At 58.5% G+C, this 18084-nt stretch carries 13 protein-coding genes; 7 read left to right on the top strand and 6 right to left on the bottom strand.

Annotated features, from left to right (window positions below):
• The 5 genes from IBX51_RS02935 to IBX51_RS02915 form a co-directional block, all read right to left on the bottom strand.
• A partial coding sequence (locus IBX51_RS02935; RefSeq protein ID WP_291828545.1) for a hypothetical protein occupies window positions 1-236 on the bottom strand: 236 nt, incomplete at its 3' end.
• 291 nt (window positions 237-527) lie between these two features.
• Entirely contained in the window at window positions 528-2579 is a 2052-nt protein-coding gene (locus IBX51_RS02930; protein WP_291828543.1) for a TRAP transporter large permease subunit, read from the bottom strand.
• Between the two features lie 15 nt (window positions 2580-2594).
• Entirely contained in the window at window positions 2595-3605 is a 1011-nt protein-coding gene (locus IBX51_RS02925; protein ID WP_291828542.1) for a putative solute-binding protein, read from the bottom strand.
• A 62-nt stretch (window positions 3606-3667) separates the two neighbouring features.
• A complete protein-coding gene (locus IBX51_RS02920; RefSeq protein WP_291828551.1) occupies window positions 3668-4708 on the bottom strand; it encodes a hypothetical protein in 1041 nt (346 codons plus the stop codon).
• Window positions 4709-5053: 345 nt separating this feature from the next.
• Window positions 5054-5674: a TetR/AcrR family transcriptional regulator gene (locus IBX51_RS02915; RefSeq protein WP_291828549.1), complete on the bottom strand. Its 621-nt coding sequence runs from the start codon at window positions 5672-5674 to the stop codon at window positions 5054-5056.
• A 133-nt stretch (window positions 5675-5807) separates the two neighbouring features.
• On the opposite strand from IBX51_RS02915, the gene IBX51_RS02910 reads away from it, so the two are divergent.
• From IBX51_RS02910 to IBX51_RS02880, 7 genes are all read left to right on the top strand, one after another.
• Window positions 5808-7604, top strand: coding sequence for an acyclic terpene utilization AtuA family protein (locus tag IBX51_RS02910; protein ID WP_291828540.1), 1797 nt, complete (start codon window positions 5808-5810; stop codon window positions 7602-7604).
• 181 nt (window positions 7605-7785) lie between these two features.
• Window positions 7786-8652: an SDR family oxidoreductase gene (locus tag IBX51_RS02905; protein ID WP_291828538.1), complete on the top strand. Its 867-nt coding sequence runs from the start codon at window positions 7786-7788 to the stop codon at window positions 8650-8652.
• 9 nt (window positions 8653-8661) lie between these two features.
• Window positions 8662-10278, top strand: a complete 1617-nt coding sequence (locus IBX51_RS02900) for an acyl-CoA carboxylase subunit beta (protein WP_291828536.1) — start codon at window positions 8662-8664, stop codon at window positions 10276-10278.
• 19 nt (window positions 10279-10297) lie between these two features.
• Window positions 10298-11458 carry an acyl-CoA dehydrogenase family protein gene (locus tag IBX51_RS02895; protein WP_291828533.1) on the top strand — a complete coding sequence of 387 codons (1161 nt, stop codon included), beginning with the start codon at window positions 10298-10300 and terminating at the stop codon, window positions 11456-11458.
• Window positions 11459-11644: 186 nt separating this feature from the next.
• On the top strand, window positions 11645-12469 hold the full coding sequence (locus IBX51_RS02890) for an enoyl-CoA hydratase-related protein (protein WP_291828531.1): 825 nt from the start codon (window positions 11645-11647) through the stop codon (window positions 12467-12469).
• A 234-nt stretch (window positions 12470-12703) separates the two neighbouring features.
• Window positions 12704-14674 carry an acetyl/propionyl/methylcrotonyl-CoA carboxylase subunit alpha gene (locus tag IBX51_RS02885; protein WP_291828529.1) on the top strand — a complete coding sequence of 657 codons (1971 nt, stop codon included), beginning with the start codon at window positions 12704-12706 and terminating at the stop codon, window positions 14672-14674.
• Window positions 14675-14775: 101 nt separating this feature from the next.
• Complete coding sequence (locus IBX51_RS02880) at window positions 14776-16605, top strand: long-chain-acyl-CoA synthetase (RefSeq protein WP_291828526.1); 1830 nt, start codon at window positions 14776-14778, stop codon at window positions 16603-16605.
• A gap of 403 nt (window positions 16606-17008) precedes the next feature.
• On the opposite strand, the gene IBX51_RS02875 is transcribed toward IBX51_RS02880, so the two are convergent.
• A complete protein-coding gene (locus IBX51_RS02875) occupies window positions 17009-17989 on the bottom strand; it encodes an NADPH:quinone oxidoreductase family protein (protein ID WP_291828524.1) in 981 nt (326 codons plus the stop codon).
• Window positions 17990-18084 lie beyond the last annotated feature (95 nt).

Below are 18084 nucleotides of genomic sequence, written 5' to 3'. Positions count from 1 at the left end.
AGAACAAAACTGGCCGGCAGGGTTTGGGCACCCGAGGCGGGACTGGCATCGGCAAACCGCAACTGATCCATCGTATCCTGATCAACCCGACTGCCAGACTCAATGCTGATAACACCCGACAACGGACCAAGATCAATAGCCGGGGGCCGGGATTCGAGACTTCCGGAACCACCACCGCATCCTGCGAGTAACACCACTCCAGACAGCACAAGATACTGCGGCAAGATACTTTTCACGGTCGTCCTCTTTGCATTTTTGAAGAACTGCCTTATTTGTACGCAAACTATAGAACAAAGTTCCAAAATCATTTAATCCCGGCCCGGGCAAATTGCGCACAACGATGGGGGAGCAGGTTGGAGGGGTTTTCTGAAACCCTGCGGAGCCATGGATGGCGGAGCGGAGCGTACATGGACGTATTCACAGCGTGTTTCAGAAAACCCCTCCAACCTGCTCCTTTCGCCGAATTTCAGTCCAAAACAAGAAAACCCGTGAAGCAGAACTCCACGGGTTTTCGAGCCTCACGCCAACTACAAGGCGTAGAACAGCATCGGTACAAAGGCCACCAACAGCAAACTGGGCACCATCACGGTAAGCGGCAGCAACAGGCGCTTGTAGCGATTCCAGAAAGAGCCGGTGCGCTCTGCCACCAGCACCTCCTTTTCGCCCACCACCTGTCGTGTCAGCAGATGGTTAAGTGCCACTGGAGGGCTCAGATAACCAAGCTCAAAGGCCACCAGACACACAATCCAGAAATGCAGCGGATCAATGCCGATCTGGATCGCCGGCTGGGCAACCGTGGCCGACACCAGAATGACCGCACCGAACGGATCCATCACCATACCGATCAGTGTCAACATAACCACTATGATCAGCATAGCGATCCAGGCGCTGGTCAGGTTTTCCGGGAACAAGGCGTGCACAATGTCCGAACGCTCCAGAATGCCGCCCAAGCAAATTGAGAAGCCGATCAGCGCCAGCAAAGCACCAATATGCACGGCCGAATCACTGGCCGCAGCGGTGCTGCGCTCGAAGAACATCTGTGTGCGGCTTGCGGGACTAACCCGACTCTCTTTGCCAGAATCCAACACCACCAGGGCCAGCATCACCAAGGGCAGAATCATTGGCGCACTGTACTCGTTGAACTTGAGCCCCAGCACCACCCAGACCGACAGGATGACCGCGGCTGCCGTGAGGGCGTAGGGGACTAGCGGCAGGAGCTCTCGCAGGGCCGCCCGGAAGGCACCCGGAGCCGGCTTGGGCTTCCAGTTGCCCTCGGTCTTGCAGACGATGAAAGAAAACAGACTCGCCGAAAGGATAAACACCCAGAAACCCCAGCCATACAACTCCGACGTGGTCACTTCTTTGTTCAGGGCCGCAATCACCACAATCAGCAGGCACGGGTTGAGTACCACGCCCAGGCTGCCCGACATCGCCGTGGTCGCCAAAGACAACTGGCGGCCAGCACCCGCCTTGCGCAACTCGTCATAGATAACACCGCCCACCGCCAGAATGAAAATACCGGAAGCGCCGGTAAAGGCAGTCGGGAAGGCCGTCGCAAAGATGATCACCGAGGCCAACATGGGCGCCGGCAAATTGAACGGCTTGACCAGATTCAGCAGCAACTCCGGAATTTGGGTCTGCTTGAGCATCATGCCCACCAGAACGTAAAGCCCGATGTTGATGAACATGGACGACAGGTTGGCCATCATGCCGAAATAGATCGCCAGGCCTGATGTGTAGCCGTCAACAAAGAAGAAATAACTCATCGAGATCAGTCCCATTGCGCAATACAACGGGATAACCAGCCCTGACGACAGCGACAGGGAGCCGGCTTTCATGCGCTCCGGAATCAAGAAGAAGCGCACAGCGTTGATCACCATGAACAGACCGAACACTCCGGCCCAGGCATATTGCAATATCATCGTGCTCTCGGTCCCGGGCGACGTCGATAATCGCCCAAGATAGGCATTCAGCGAGAGCACCATCAGGCCATTAACCGAGAACTGAACCCCTTGACTCAAGCGCCACTCAGCCCGATTACGAGGCAATCTCAAGGCGATATGATCAGAGTCCAGCGCCGAAATGGCCGCAGCCATGGCAAACATGGCGATAAACAGAAACTTGGTCAGGTCGATGTTGTCGAGCAAGAAGCCAGCGAGCCCTTGCTCAATGCTTTTGTAAGCACCAAGCGCCCAGGTGGCATGCTTCTGGTTCTCGGCAAACTGCAAGTGCCGCTGCTCACACAGTGCCAGGTTACTTTGCAGTGACTGCCTGACAGCATCGGCATTGGGTGGTGAGCTGAACAGATCGTCAGGATCCGGTTGATAAGCCTGAATCCGACGCTCTACTTCTCTGTCTAAGTCGATATAGAGATTACAGGTGGGCTCTACAGCATCCGGGTTGAGCAAGTAATAGTTTGGCCAAACCTGCTCCCCGATCCACAGCATTCGGGAATGAAGTGAATTACCCATCCCCATCAGCAAGGTCACAAGGAGCAGCAAAAGAAGGATAGTCCCATGCAGCCGGTGCATCGGGTAAAGCGTTTTTGCGCCTGAGTCAGTCATTGCACGCCAGTTCATGTTAGTCCGCTCCAATTATTCCCGGTTATCTGCCGTGCACTCAGACGCGCCCGGGTTGCTGGCGCAGCGAATTTTACTGAGCAGGTTCATCATGCGTGGGTCGTACACGCTGGGTGCCCCATTTATGCCGTCGCGCATTTCAACGCGGCTCTCGCGGAACATTTCCTGGTAGCCGGTAATGTCTCGATCAGGGATTCGAATCCACTGCTCTTCAGAAATGGCTTTTTCCTGGCTTTCGATAAGACTCATGGCCTGAGGGAACATACCCCAGGCCACTTCCCGGGATGTTTGAGCGGCGTCGTCATCCAACGCGCCTTCACGGGCCACAATCTGGATTGTCAGCTGGGCTAAGGGGTAGTCTACAATGCCGCCGTTATCGCCAAGACCCTTGTAGAGCTCCAACGCCTCGTAGGCAAAAGCCGGTGCATAGGCGGTATCAACCGAACCGTTGTTGAACTTGCCGGCAAAATTGGTGATGTCCGAGGGAACAACCGTGGCCCCCACGTAGTTGACCATGTGAACGGCATCGCGCTGATAATCCAGTGTTGCCATGCGCTTTCCGGCCAACTTGCCGGCCGTATTGATGTTTCGGTCGTTAACAAAAAGGTAACCGGCACCGACAGGCACAATGCCAAGTACCTCAAAGCCTTCGTGCTTCATCAGTGACGCCGCCCTGGGCTGCACCAATGTTGCAAGAAGTGTCTCAAGATCGTCATAGGTCGGGATTGCGCCAACGGCGCTCAAGCTGCCGGTAAACCGGTTGTACGGGCGGATACGAATATCCGTAGCGACCACGGCATCACACTGGCCAGCGTTAAAATCACCCACCGCCACACCTTCATCGGTGTAAGGCCTGAGATTGAAATTCACACCATGCGATCGCATTTCCAGCGCGTAGTCTTTAACCAGGTTATACACGTCACCGTTGGCACCAATAACGTCAAAGACGCACATGGAAACGGCCTGGGCTGAGGCCAGCGGTGCAGCCGCCACCAGAGTTAATGCAGCGAGGGATTTACGGATCATGACGACCTCCGGATGATTCTTGTGTTTGTGGGCAAATCGGAGTTTGGAACTGGCAGCCGCTCTTAGAGCAGGCCGTCCAGGTCCATCACTTCTACATGACTGTTGGACCGCTCCGGGCTCATCTTCCCGAAGAAGTTGCTGGGCGTGCGATAGCCATAGTTGGTCGTCCAGTGCTTGTCGGATGAGAACTGAACGATGGTGCGGGCCACTTCGTCCACCAGGCGATAGTCTTCAGATACATCAAGCAGGGTGTCGGCGTCTGCAAAGTGCGCAATCGCATCGGCCAGGACGTCCGGGCGGCCAAAGGTTTCGGCGGCAACAACCTGAACAGCGTGGGAGGCTCGCATGCCCATCTCAACGCCCTGTTCTCGGCTGCTGTCCAACACCTGCCAGGGGTCGGGAGACAACTCAGGGCGAGTGTCCGGCAACAACAACCAGACCAGTGCCCGGATGGCGTTTGGCAAGCCGCCCCACTTGTCATTCTCAACACATTGGGCCGCTCGTTCGGCGCGGGGCGCGATGTTGCGTGGTACACCGGCTAACGCACCGGAACTGGCATCGTTCACAATGGCCTGCATGCCGGTCAACAAACCGAGCAAGAAAGTCAACTCGTCCTGATCGGTGAACAGGAACGGGCACTCGAGTGGCTCTGCTGCGGGGTCAAAATCGTATGCAGCCATTGCCCGCCGGTAAGAGTTATAGCGGCGCTCGGCCGTTCTGGCGTGCAAGCGCTTGGCGCTTTCACGGGCATCTCTGGCTGCGGGTATGTTGTCGTTGTATTCCGCCCGCAAATAATTCAGCTCGGCTTCCCAGGCGCGGTACTCACTGCAATTAGCGGCCAACAGCATGAGAAGGGAGCCTGTTGTATCCGGGGCTGAGGTAACACGGGAGAATGAATAGATCAGGGGGTCAGTCCCTTCACCAAGGGCGCACGCCATCTCGGTGTCTGACATCTGCAACACGTAGGGCGTTGCCTCAGACTCGGCATAATTAGACAACACGATGCCTGTGGTGGTGTAGATCGGATTGGCAGAGCAGCCTGCCAGTAACAAGGCCAGCCCGGGCAGGGAGAATGTTTTGAGCAGAGCCGAGCATCGGCCCATAAAGGATTCCTTTGGGTACATCATAGATTGCCCTGTTTAGCTTTGTTTTTGTCTTTAAGGAATGACGAGCGTTTCTATTAGATTTGGGCCCCGCCAGACCGTGAATCTACGCCTTCGGAACCACCAAATGGTCCCAACCCCGGCGCACAATCTTTACGGCGAGAAGAATGCGTTGATTTTTGTCAGACAAAAATGGCTCGATTGCCGAAATTTATATGCCGATCAGGCCAATGGTCCGGGAGGGAAAGAGATATTTTAGTTTTTATTGATTTAAAACAATAACTTCTGAAACCCCATGCTTTCGGAGCAACTATGGCAATGGATGACTGAGCCCGGTCATTTGGGTCACAGCCCCATCATCGCCATAACCTGCTCCGTCAATCCGTCAAGCGTCAGACCGCCGCGCTCAGGCTTGTACCAGGTGACCGTCCAGCTTAACGCTCCGGTCAGCATCCGGCGAACAACAAAGGGCTCAGCCTGGAGCTGACCTGTATCACTAAGCGATTCAAGCACGGATAGCCATAACCCCTCGTAGATCTCACGTAACTCCAACACCTGGGCCCGAGAGGCTTCAGACAGGCTGCGCCACTCATAAACCAGCACGGCCATGGCTTCTCCCGTCTGGCCGTTAATGGATTCCAGCTCCGCCCGAACTAAGGCCTTAAGCTTGTCGCGAGGTGACTCGGCCCGGTCCGCAGCGGCCTGCATCAACGCAGTGTTCAGGCGAATGGTTTCTACCATGACCGCCTTCAGGATTTCCTCTTTGGTGCGAAAATGATGGAACAGGCTGCCAGACTGAATACCAACAGCAGCAGCAAGGTCTCTTACCGTGGTGCGCTCATAGCCTTTATCCCGGAACAGGCGTGCGGCTTCATTAAGCAAGCGCCCGCGCGCACTGGCTGGATCGGAAACAAGCTGCTCGGCAATCAGGGACTGAAGAATCTGGTTAGGGCTCACAAGGGCTATCCGGCTGGCGATAAAAGATATTTCTATTTTACCTGAGTTTTGCCTGTTTACAAACCAAGCGCTTGCTTGGTATTGTCAGTTCTATCGTTGGATACCCCTCATGCACAGGGGCACACGGAGCAAGGCAAACACTATGTCACAACCCAACAACACCATTCGCATCGGCTGCTCTGCCGCGTTCTGGGGCGACACTGAAACCGCCGCCGCCCAGCTGGTGCGCCAGGGCAACATCGACTATCTGGTGGCCGATTATCTGGCTGAAATCACCATGTCGATCATGGCCGGCCAAAAAATGAAAGATCCCACCCAGGGCTACGCCCGGGATTTTGTTCAGACCGTCATGGGCCCATTGCTCGGAGAGATTAAGGACAAGGGCATCCGGGTGCTGGCCAACGCCGGCGGCGTTAACCCCGTAGCTTGTCGCGACGCACTTCAGTCCCTGTGTGAAAAGGCGGGTATTGATCTGAAAATCGCCCTGGTGCTGGGCGACGACTTGGTGATGAAGAAAAAGAAACTGGCCGATGCTGGCATCACCGAGATGACCACCGGCCAGCCCTTCCCCGCCATGATGGTGAGCCTGAACGCTTACCTGGGTGCGCCCGGGCTGGTGGCGGCGCTGGATCAGGGTGCCGACATTATTATTACTGGCCGGGTAGCAGACAGTGCGCTGGTACTGGCGCCGCTGATTCACGAGTTTGGCTGGGATTGGAACGATTACGACAAGCTGGCCCAGGGCAGTTTGGCCGGGCACTTGCTGGAATGCGGTGCGCAATCTACTGGCGGTAACTTTACCGACTGGGAACAAGTCGCCGACGGCTACGCCAACATGGGCTTCCCGATTGCCGAGGTCAGCGCCTCGGGCGATTTTGTGATGACCAAACCGGAGGGCACCGGCGGCCTGGTGAGTCGGGGCACGGTTGGCGAGCAACTGGTGTACGAGATTGGCGACCCACGAGCCTACTTGCTGCCGGATGTTACCTGCGATTTCACCCAGGTAACGCTGCAAGAAATCGGCAAGGATCGGGTGCAGGTGTCCGGTGCCCATGGCCTGCCTCCAACCGACAGCTATAAGGTGTCTGGCACCTGGCCGGATGGCTTCAAATGCACAGTGACTTTTCTGATGGGCGGCATCAACGCAGCAGCCAAGGCACAACGGGTTGCAGAGGCCATCCTTGAGAAGACGTCCGCGATGTTCAGCGAACGTGGTCTGCCAGATTATTCTGAAACCAGCGTTGAGTTACTGGGCACTGAAACCACTTACGGCGGCCATGGCCGCTGCGACAATACCCGTGAGGTGGTGGTGAAGATTGCCACGGCCCATCCCAAGAAAGAGGCTCTGGTGCTGTTCTCCCGGGAAATTGCCCAGGCGGCCACAGGCATGGCGCCAGGGATTACCGGCATTGTTGGCGGCCGGCCGACGGTGTGGCCGAAGATTCGTTTGTATTCGTGCCTGGTGCCGAAGTCTGAGATATCGGTTTCGGTAGACCTGGCGGGCGCGAAATCGGCTGTTGAAGTGGCTTGCGAAGGCGGTTTTGATGCCTCGGCGCTGGTACCTGAGCCAGAGGTGCGAATTGAGGTGGCAACTGACACCACGGTGCCGCTGATCCAGCTGGCCTGGGCACGCTCGGGCGACAAGGGTGATCACAGCAATATTGGGGTGATTGCGCGAGATGCGGAGTTTGTTCCTTACATAGAGGCCGCGTTGACGGAGCAGGCGGTGGCGCAGTGGATGAGCCACACGCTGCATCCCGAATCCGGCAAGGTGACGCGCTGGGCGATGCCGGGGTTGCATGCGTTCAATTTTTTGCTGGAGCACAGTCTTGGCGGCGGTGGTGTGGCTTCGCTTCGGATTGATCCGCAGGGCAAGGCCTTTGCGCAGCAGCTGTTGGAGTTTCCTGTGCCAGTGCCTTCATCCTTGCTCAGGAACTGACACCGCTTTTTTGTTAGGCGCAAGCGCCCCACCGGGGGACGGCCTTCCGGGACACGCCGTGAATACGTCCCTGTAGGCTTGAGCGCAGCATCCCTGCTGCGCACAGTCCCGGAAGGCCGTCCCCCGGTGAAGCGCCCGAACCTTGTGTTTGGATTCATCAGATTTAGATAGGGATTTATTTATGAGTTATCAGTCAGTTTTGCGACCTGGGTTGTTTGAAGGCCAGGTGTTTATTGTTACCGGCGGAGGCTCCGGCATTGGTCGTTGCACGGCGCACGAACTGGCGTCCCTGGGTGCTCGAGTTGCGCTGGTCGGTCGTAAGCAGGAAAAGGTGGATGCCGTTAAAGCCGAAATTGAGGAAGACGGCGGCATTGCCAGTGCTCATGCCTGTGACATCCGGGAAGAAGAGCCGGTTAAGGCTACCGTGCAAGCCATTATCGCCGAGCACGGTCGGCTGGACGGGCTGGTTAACAATGCCGGTGGCCAGTTTGCGTCGCCGCTGACGGGGATCAACCAGAAGGGTTGGGAAACCGTGGTTCGGACCAATCTGACCGGTGGTTTTTTGATGGCCAGGGAGGCTTACACCCAGGCGTTGAGTAAAACCGGTGGCTCGATTGTGAACATTGTCGCGGATATGTGGGGCGGCATGCCGGGCATGGGGCACTCAGGTGCCGCCAGGGCCGGGATGGTGAATTTTACCCAGACGGCCGCCGTGGAATGGGCGCCGTCCGGAGTTCGGGTGAATGCGGTGGCACCGGGGTGGATTGCATCCAGCGGCATGGACAACTACCCGGCCCACATGAAGTCCTGGATCAAGGGTCTGGCGGATGCGGTGCCGATCAAGCGCATGGGCACGGAGTCCGAGGTGAGCTCGGCGATTTGTTTTCTGCTCAGTCAGGGCGCGGCGTTTATCAGTGGTGATTGCCTGCGCATAGATGGTGCAGCGTCTCACGGGGGCCGGGTATGGCCGATGCCGAAGGCGAAGAACAATGAGGCCTATAACGGATTCCATCGGGCGGTAACGCCGAAAGTATTGAGTGACGACTGAGGATTTGCCATGCAGGTACTGGAAACAACAATAACGCCTCAATCTGACGAGTTCCGGGCCAATGTTGAGGCCATGGAAGCCCACATCGCGACCTTCCGGGATGTGGAGCAGAAGGTGCTGGACCTGGCGGAATCGGCCCGGGACAAGTTCACCAAGCGGGGCAAGCTGCTGCCACGGGACCGGATTAACCGGTTGTTGGATCGCGGCAGTGAGTTCCTGGAGCTGTGTTCGCTGGCCGGCTACAAAATGCACGACGACAAAGACGGCTCTCTGGCCGGTGGCGGCATTATTGCCGGTATTGGTCAGGTCGCGGGCGTTCGTTGTCTGGTGGTGGCCAGCAACAGCGCCATCAAGGGCGGTACGATTACGCCCGCCGGGCTGGACAAGACTCTGCGGTTGCAGCAAATCGCGATGGAGAACAAATTACCGGTGGTGTCGCTGTCAGAATCCGGCGGCGCCAACCTGAACTACGCCACCGATATTTTCGTGCTCGGCGCCCGGGGCTTTGCCAATCAGGCCCGGATGTCCGCAGCGGGCATTCCGCAAGTGACGGTCGTACACGGTAACGCCACCGCTGGAGGCGCCTATCAGCCGGGTTTGTCGGATTATGTCATTACCGTGCGCGAGCAGGCCAAGATGTTCCTGGCTGGCCCGCCGCTGCTGAAGGCTGCCACCGGCGAAATCGCCACCGATGAAGAACTGGGCGGCGCGGAAATGCACACCACTGTGGCCGGCACCGCCGAGTACCTGGCCGAAGACGACGCCGACGGCATCCGTCAGGCCCGGGAGATCCTCGGCGCCCTGCCCTGGAATGAAAACCTTCCGCTGCGCCAGACACCGCAGTGGGATGAACCGCTTTATCCCGCGAGCGAGCTGCTGGGTGTTATTCCATCCGATGCCAAGAAGCCTTACGACGTGCGCGAGATTCTCGCCCGCATCGCCGACGGCTCCCGCTTTCTCGATTTCAAGAACGATTACGACAGCCAGACCGTGTGTGGCACCATCCGCATTCACGGCCACAGCGTCGGCATCATCGGCAACAACGGCCCAATCACCACCGCCGGTGCCACCAAAGCGGCCCAGTTCATTCAACTGTGCGACCAGGCCGGCACGCCCCTTCTGTTCCTGCACAACACCACCGGCTTTATGGTCGGCACCCATTCGGAGCAGAACGGTATCATCAAGCACGGCTCCAAGATGCTGCAGGCCGTGGCCAACTGCCGGGTGCCGAAAATCGCGGTGGTGGTCGGTGGCTCCTACGGCGCCGGCAACTACGCCATGTGCGGCCGGGGCCTGGACCCGAGATTTATCTTCGCGTGGCCCAACAGCCGTACCGCCGTCATGGGTCCGGCCCAGGCTGGCAAGGTGATGCGCATTGTCGCTGAAGACAAACAACGTAAAAGCGGCATAGAACCGGACGAGAAAACCCTGGCGTTCCTGGAACAGGCCACCGCCAAGAAACTCGAAGACGGCTCCACCGCCTTGTTCGGCACCGCCCGGCTCTGGGACGACGGCCTGATCGACCCACGGCACACCCGGCGTGTGCTGGCCATGGCCTTGTCGGTCTGCCGCGAAGCTGAACAACGACAACTCCGACCCAATTCCTACGGCGTCGCCCGTTTCTGATTCTTGAAGGAGAATAACAATGAAGTTCACACCCGAACACGAAGCCCTGAGAAAAACCGTCAAAGACTTTGTTGAAAAAGAGATCAACCCACACTGCGACGAGTGGGAAGCCGCCGGTGAGTTCCCGATTCACGAGCTGTTCAAAAAGCTCGGCAACCTGGGCCTGCTGGGCATCCAGAAGCCGGAAGAATACGGCGGCATGGGGCTGGACTACAGCTACAACCTGGTCGCCGCCGAAGAGCTGGGCATGGCCAAATGCGGCGGTGTCCCGCTGGCCGTCGGTGTGCAAACCGACATGTGCACCCCGGCCATTGCCCGTTTCGGCTCCGACGAACTCAAGCGCGACTTCCTCGCCCCGGCCATCACCGGCGAGATGGTGGGCTGCATCGGCGTTAGTGAAGTGGGTGCAGGTTCCGACGTTGCCGGCCTGAAAACCACCGCCAAGAAAGACGGCGATGACTATGTTATCAACGGCTCCAAGATGTGGATCACCAACTCGCCGAAAGCGGATTTCATGTGCCTGCTGGCCAACACCAGCGACGACAAGCCGCACAAGAACAAGACCCTGATGATCGTGCCCATGAACACCCCGGGCATTACCATGAGCCCGCACCTGAACAAGCTGGGCATGCGTTCATCGGAAACCGCTCAGGTGTTCTTTGACGACGTGCGCATCCCCCAGCGCAACCGCATCGGCGCCGAAGGCACCGGTTTTATGATGCAGATGGTCCAGTTCCAGGAAGAGCGCCTGTGGGGGGCGGCCAACGTGATCAAGGCCCTGGAAAACTGCATTAACCAGACCATCGACTACTGCCGCGAGCGCAAGACCTTTGGCCAGCCGTTGATCGACAATCAATACATCCACTTCCGTTTGGCCGAGCTGCAAACCGAAGTCGAAGCACTGCGGGCCCTGACCTACCAGGCCTGTGAACTGCACGTTGAGGGCAAAGACGTCACCAAGCTTGCGTCTATGGCCAAACTCAAGGCCGGCCGCCTGGGCCGCGAAGTCACCGACAGCTGCCTGCAGTTCTGGGGTGGTAACGGCTACATGTGGGAAAACCCCCTGGCCCGCGCCTACCGCGACGTGCGCCTGGTTTCCATCGGCGGCGGCGCCGACGAAATCATGCTGGGCATTATCTGCAAGCTGATGGGCACCTTGCCTGGCAAGAAACGCGACTGATTTTCGAGTTTGGCGGGAAACAGGCTATAGGGCTGGGCTTTGCGGAGGGCCATGAGGCGGGGATCCCTTTACGGGACACGCCTACAAGCACATCCATGTGGGCTCGTTTCGGGCCGTCCATGGCCCTCAACGGTCCCGTAAAGGGATCCCCGCCTCATGGCCCCAAACATTTTTCGTGGAGTCGTTATGGAACAGCAACTGCCTAAGTGTGAAACCCTTATCCTCGAGAAACAGGGCCCCACACTTCTCATCACCATCAATCGTCCTGACGTCCGCAACGCCATGAGCCTTCACATGGTCGCGGAACTGTCCACCGTGTTCAGCGAAGTTGAACACGACCAAACCATCCGCGCCGTCGTTATCCGCGGCGCCGGTGGACACTTCTGCGCCGGCGGCGACATCAAAGATATGGCTGGTGCCCGGGGTCAGAAAGCCGGTGAAGGCCGGGACGACCCGTTCTATAAACTCAACCGCGCCTTCGGCCAGATGATCCAGCAGGTCAATGAATCCGCCAAAGTCGTTATCGCCATCACCGAAGGTGCCGTCATGGGCGGCGGCTTCGGCCTCGCCTGCGTCTCCGACGTCGCCATCGCCGGCCCGACCGCCAAGTTTGGAATGCCGGAAACCACCCTGGGCGTGATTCCCGCCCAGATCGCCCCATTCGTGGTCGAACGCATCGGCCTGACCCAGGCCCGCCGGCTGGCCTTGCTGGGTTTGAGAATCGACGCAACGGAAGCCTGTGCACTCGGCATTGTTCATCAAGTCGCCGAGTCGGAGGAACAGCTGAACGACATGCTGAACCAGGCTCTTGAACGGGTGCGCTTGTGCGCCCCGAATGCCACGGCAGAAACCAAGGCCCTACTGCACCGGGTCGGCCACGAACCCATGGCCGGCTTGCTGGATGAGGCCGCCGAGAAGTTTGCCGCCGCCATTCGTGGCGCCGAGGGCACAGAAGGCACCATGGCGTTCATGCAAAAGCGCGAACCCAAATGGGCGAGCGACCAGAACTAGCCAACATTCAGGAGCGACAGGCTGTTTTCACAGTCTGTCTGCAAGCACGAACAAAGTCAGCGGGAGCGCTGGTGGTGTGGGTGGTTCTCCAGAAAATGTGCGGAGCCATGGATGGCGGAGCCCAAGCGCCACATGGATGTGCCGCAGGAGCGTTTTTCTGGCGGACCACCCACACCACCAGTGCGGACGAGCGCCAAATCACGCAGATGCGTGTACAAAGTAGGTGACACACCAATGCTAAAAAAACTTCTCATAGCAAACCGGGGCGAGATCGCCGTCCGGGTTATCCGCACAGCCAAAGCGCTGGGCTATCGAACCGTAGCCGTCTACTCCGAAGCCGACGCCAACGCACTGCACGTAGAACAGGCCGACGAAGCCATCTGCATCGGCCCGGCTCAGGTCAGCGCCTCCTACCTGAGCGCCAACGCCATCCTGGATGCCGCCCGGATCACCGGGGCCGACTGCATCCACCCCGGCTACGGCTTTCTCTCCGAAAACGCCGACTTCGCCAAAGCCGTCAAACGGGCTGGCCTCACCTTCGTCGGTCCGCCCGAGAATGCCATCGAACTCATGGGCAGCAAACGCCGCTCCAAAATCGCCATGCAACAGGCCGGCGTGCCCGTAGTACCCGGCTATGAAGGCCCTGGCAAAAGTAATGGGGCCAACGACGACCAACTCATCGCCGCCGCCAAAGACATCGGCTACCCGCTCATGCTCAAAGCCTCCGCCGGTGGTGGCGGTCGCGGCATGCGCCTGGTCGAAAACGAAAGCGAGCTGGTCGACAACATCAAACGGGCCCGTTCTGAAGCCAAACAGGCCTTCGGCGACGACGAGCTGATCATCGAAAAAGCCGTCATCGAACCCCGCCACGTGGAAATCCAGGTCTTCGCCGACCGTCACGGCAATGCAGTCTATCTGGGCGAACGCGACTGCTCTGTACAACGCCGGCACCAGAAAGTCGTCGAAGAAGCGCCCTCCCCTTTCGTCACCCCGGAACTGCGCCAGGCCATGGGCGAAGCCGCCGTTAAAGCGGCCCTGGCCTGCGGCTACGAAGGCGCCGGCACCGTCGAATTCCTGGTCGACAAAGACCGCAACTTTTACTTTCTGGAAATGAACACCCGTCTGCAGGTAGAACACCCGGTCACCGAACTGATCACCGGTCAGGATCTGGTCGCCTGGCAGCTGATGGTCGCCGAAGGCCAGCCACTTCCGCTCAGCCAGGACCAAATCCAGCTCAACGGCCACGCCATCGAAGTGCGCCTGTACGCCGAAGATCCAGCCAGCGGCTTCACCCCGCAAACCGGCACCCTGCACCAGTTCACCCCGGCCGAAGGCGACGGCCTGCGCTTTGACACCGGCGTGCGCTCCGGCGATGTGGTCAGCCCCCACTACGACCCGATGCTGGCAAAAGTCATCGCCTGGGGCGAGAACCGGGACCAGGCCCGCCGCCGCCTGATTCGCGCACTGGAAGACACCACCGTGTTCGGCCTGACCACCAACCGCCACTTCCTCAGCCGCATTATCGCGGACGACACCTTTGGCGCCGGCGAGGCCACCACCGCGTTCCTGCAACAAGCATTCAAGGATGATCCATCCCTGTCGCCGCAACCGCTGACCATCCGGGAGCTCGCCCTGAGCGCCTGCGCCCTGAGCCTGGGAGCTGCCGGCCAGGAAGGCTGGAGCAATGCCCCGGCCACGGCCATCCCGATGACGCTGGAAGTGGACGGTGACACCGTAGAGTTGCTGGTGCGCCAAAATGGCCACAGATTGACGGTTGTCCACGGCGACGAACAATACAAGCTGCAGCTGCAAAGCCAGGCGCCCGGACTGTTATGCATTATCGACAAGGGCGTTCGTCAACGATGCCAATATCATCGGGACAGCGATTCCCTATATTTGCAGGCGTGTGGCCGGTCCTGGTCAGTACAGGACATTACCCATCAGCCGGCAACCGGTGCCCAGGGTGCAGGCAGTGGCCGGATCCTGGCCAGTATGGACGGTGCCATTATTGATGTACTGGTTGCTGCGGGTGACACCGTGCAACAAGGCCAGACCCTTGTCATTCTGGAAGCCATGAAAATGGAGCATCCGGTCAAAGCCGATCGGGACGGCACCCTCAGCCAGGTGCTGACCAGTGCCGGCGATCAAGTCAAACGCAGCCAACTGTTGGTTGAAATAAGCACCGATGAGGAAGCCGGCGCATGATCCATTCGCCCGGTCGCGCAGTTTTCTGAATCAGCCCCGGGCACAAGCGGCGTCAGGGGCTCATAACACTGACAACGATAACGACGAAAACGGATATCGCTATGAGCCAAGACATCGTAACTGCCCGCAACCTGATACGGAGCCTGCCCGGCGTGCTCCGCCGGTTCCCCTTTATTGCCAAAGGGCTCTACTATTACGCCGTCAAAGATAACAACAAAGAACTGACCCTGGGCACACTGATCGAACACAATGCCAAGAAATTCCCGAACCGTCCGGCCATTCTGTTCGAAGACAGAACCATCACCTGGCAAGAGTTCGATGCCTGGACCAACCGCATCGCCCGCTACCTGAAAGATCAGGGTCTGGTCAAAGGCGACGCCATTGCGGTATTGCTTGAGAACCGCCCCGAACTGCTGGCGGTTGTTGCGGGGGCGGGCAAAGTCGGCGTCGCCTGCGCAATGCTCAATACCTCCCAGAAAGGCAAGGTGCTGACTCACAGCATCAAACTGATCGAACCACGCATGCTAGTGGTTGGCGAGGAATTACTGGCGCACGCTGAAGACATCCGCAACGACATTCAGCTGCGGCACAGCAAGCCGCTGCTGTTCCTGGCAGACACCAACACCCTGAATATGTTTGGCGAAGCACCAGACGGCTACGTCAACCTGGCTCACGAGATCAGCAAACGCCCGGCCATTCGCCCCATCCTGAGCAACCCGGTGGTAATGGGTGATACCGCCGTTTACCTGTACACCTCCGGTACTACCGGGCTACCCAAGGCCGCTCCCGGCTCACATAGAAAGTTTGTTCGAGCCTACGGCGGCTTCGGCATGCTGTCGCTGGCCATGGAACCGGAAGACGTTCTGTATTGCACCCTGCCCCTTTACCACGGCACAGCTTTGCTGGTTTGCTGGGGCTCGGTCCTGGCCGGCGGCTCTGCTATCGCCCTGCGTCGAAAATTCTCAGCGACTGCGTTCTGGGACGATGTCCGGAAGTACCACGCCACCACCTTTGGCTACGTGGGTGAGCTCTGCCGCTATCTGCTGAACCAGCCCCCCAGCGATCAGGACCGCAACCATGGCCTGACCAAAATGATCGGCAACGGGCTGCGCCCCTCCATCTGGAAAGAGTTCAAAGACCGCTTTGGTATTGGCATGGTGTCCGAGCTGTACGCCTCGTCCGAGGGCAATATCGGCTTCAGTAACTTTTTTAACATGGACAACACGGTCGGCTTCTCCACCGCGCCCTACAAGCTGGTCAAATACCACGAAGGCACCCGAGATCCGATTCGCAACGAGAAGGGCCGCCTCGAAGAGGTCAAAAAAGGTGATCCGGGGCTGTTGATCGGTGAGATCACCAAGAAGTGGGCGTTCGAGGGTTACACGCAAAAAGACGCCACCGAGAAGTCGATCCTGCGGGGGGCCTTCAAAAAAGGCGATGCCTGGTTCAATACCGGCGATGTTCTGAAGGAGATCGGCTGCCGCCACCTGCAGTTTGTCGATCGCATGGGCGACACTTTCCGCTGGAAGGGCGAGAACGTCTCCACCACCGAGGTGGAGAACATCATCGACGGCTCCGGCATGGTGCAGGAAGCCATCGTCTACGGCGTCGAGATTCCGGACACCAACGGCAAGGCCGGCATGGTGACTCTGGTGCCCAACGACCCTGACGCCAACTTTGATGCCGACAAGTTGTTCGCTTACCTTCAGGACAACCTGCCGGCCTATGCGGTGCCGGCGTTCGTGCGGGTAACCCACGCCATCGAGAAAACGGGTACGTTCAAGTATCGCAAGGTGGATATCCAGAAACTCGGCTATTCCCTGGACCAGCCCGATGTCGACGTTTACGCGTGGCTGCCGGGCACTTCCGGTTATACCCAGCTTACGCCGGCGTTGGTGGCTGACATTGACTCTGGCGGGGTTCGGTTCTGAGTTTTGGTGCGTGCGGTCTGGCTTGGGCTCCTAGCCTGCTGACTTTGGGGGCGCCCGTGTTGGGGAGCGCCTCCAAAAAACCGCTACAAGCACATCCGTGTGCGCTTCTTTCGGGCCATCCATGGCCCTCAACATTTTTTGGAGGCGCTCCCCAACCCGGTCTGTCAGCCTTCGAGTAATAGTCTGCAAGCTAACAATCAATTCGAGTCTGGTCTTGATGGACTATTGCTCTCTGGCCTGCAGTGCGGGTGTGGGGTGTTGCCTCACAAAAATGTGCGGAGCCATGGATGGCGGAGCAGAAGCGCCACAGGGATGTGCCGCAAGGAGCGGTTTTTGGGAGGCAACACCCCACAGCCGCAGACTCCTAAACCAACAGGCTAGGAGCCCAAGCCAAACCCCAAACTCAAGAGCCAACGCGAAGGACGATCTTGCCGGTGGCGCGGCGGCCGGTCAGGGCACCGAGCGCTTCGGCGTATTGGTCGAACTCGAAAATCTGGCTGACTTTCGGGTCAATTTTGCCTTCGGCGTACAGCTTCAGTAGCTCTATCATGTTCTGGGCGCTGGTCTCCGGCTCGCGCTGGGTGAAGCTGCCCCAGAACACACCGACGACAGAACAACCTTTCAACAGTGTCAGGTTTGCGGGCACTTTCGGGATGTCGCCGGCGGCGAAGCCGATGATTAGATGGCGGCCATTCCAGGCCATGGAGCGCAGAGCCTGTTCGGTGAAATCACCGCCGACCGGATCGTAAACCACGTCTACACCCTTGCCCTTGGTCAGTTTCTTGACCGCCTCTTTAAGAGATTCTTCAGAGTAGTTAATCAACTCATCGGCACCAGCCTCTTTAGCCACCGCCAGCTTCTCGGCTGTGCTGGCTGCAGCAATGACCCGTGCGCCCATGGCCTTGCCAAGCTCTACCGTTGCCAGGCCAACACCACCGCTGGCACCAAGCACCAACAGCGTTTCTCCCGGCTGGATATTGGCCCGCTGTTTCAACGCGTAGTAAGAGGTGCCGTAAACCATCATGAATCCGGCAGCCTGCTCGTAAGACATGCTGTCCGGCAGCGGCAACAGATTGGATTCCGGAGCAACAACTTCCTCCGCAAATGCACCCCAGCCGGTCAGGGCAGCCACACGGTCGCCCGGTTTAAACCGGGTGACCTTCTCGCCAACCTCGATGACCTCGCCCGCCAACTCGCCACCGGGTGAGAACGGTAAAGGAGGCTGGAGCTGATACTTGCCTTCGATAATCAAGGTGTCGGGAAAATTCAGGCCGGCGGCCTTAACCCGGATTTTGACACCCCTGCCCTTGGCTTCCGGGCTTGATATGTTCTCAATGACCAGCTTTTCAGCGGGGCCATGTTCCTTGCATAAGATGGCTTTCATGATCGCTCCTGATGGCGTAAGCCCAAGCTAAAATCCAGTAGCAGCGGGCGCAACAACGGTTCTGTTCAGCGTGTTATTGATGGGCATCAAGCTAA

This window comes from Marinobacter sp. (assembly GCF_014859525.1).
In the GTDB taxonomy this organism is placed as follows: domain Bacteria; phylum Pseudomonadota; class Gammaproteobacteria; order Pseudomonadales; family Oleiphilaceae; genus Marinobacter.
This window is presented reverse-complemented; position numbering and strand designations above follow the sequence as displayed.

Coding starts and splice junctions, on each gene's coding strand:
- IBX51_RS02905 (WP_291828538.1), top strand. CDS start 7,786: ATGAGTTATCAGTCAGTTTTGCGACCTGGGTTGTTTGAAGGCCAGGTG.
- IBX51_RS02925 (WP_291828542.1), bottom strand. CDS start 3,605: ATGATCCGTAAATCCCTCGCTGCATTAACTCTGGTGGCGGCTGCACCG.
- IBX51_RS02910 (WP_291828540.1), top strand. CDS start 5,808: ATGTCACAACCCAACAACACCATTCGCATCGGCTGCTCTGCCGCGTTC.
- IBX51_RS02885 (WP_291828529.1), top strand. CDS start 12,704: ATGCTAAAAAAACTTCTCATAGCAAACCGGGGCGAGATCGCCGTCCGG.
- IBX51_RS02920 (WP_291828551.1), bottom strand. CDS start 4,708: ATGGGCCGATGCTCGGCTCTGCTCAAAACATTCTCCCTGCCCGGGCTG.
- IBX51_RS02895 (WP_291828533.1), top strand. CDS start 10,298: ATGAAGTTCACACCCGAACACGAAGCCCTGAGAAAAACCGTCAAAGAC.
- IBX51_RS02890 (WP_291828531.1), top strand. CDS start 11,645: ATGGAACAGCAACTGCCTAAGTGTGAAACCCTTATCCTCGAGAAACAG.
- IBX51_RS02880 (WP_291828526.1), top strand. CDS start 14,776: ATGAGCCAAGACATCGTAACTGCCCGCAACCTGATACGGAGCCTGCCC.
- IBX51_RS02875 (WP_291828524.1), bottom strand. CDS start 17,989: ATGAAAGCCATCTTATGCAAGGAACATGGCCCCGCTGAAAAGCTGGTC.
- IBX51_RS02900 (WP_291828536.1), top strand. CDS start 8,662: ATGCAGGTACTGGAAACAACAATAACGCCTCAATCTGACGAGTTCCGG.
- IBX51_RS02930 (WP_291828543.1), bottom strand. CDS start 2,579: ATGAACTGGCGTGCAATGACTGACTCAGGCGCAAAAACGCTTTACCCG.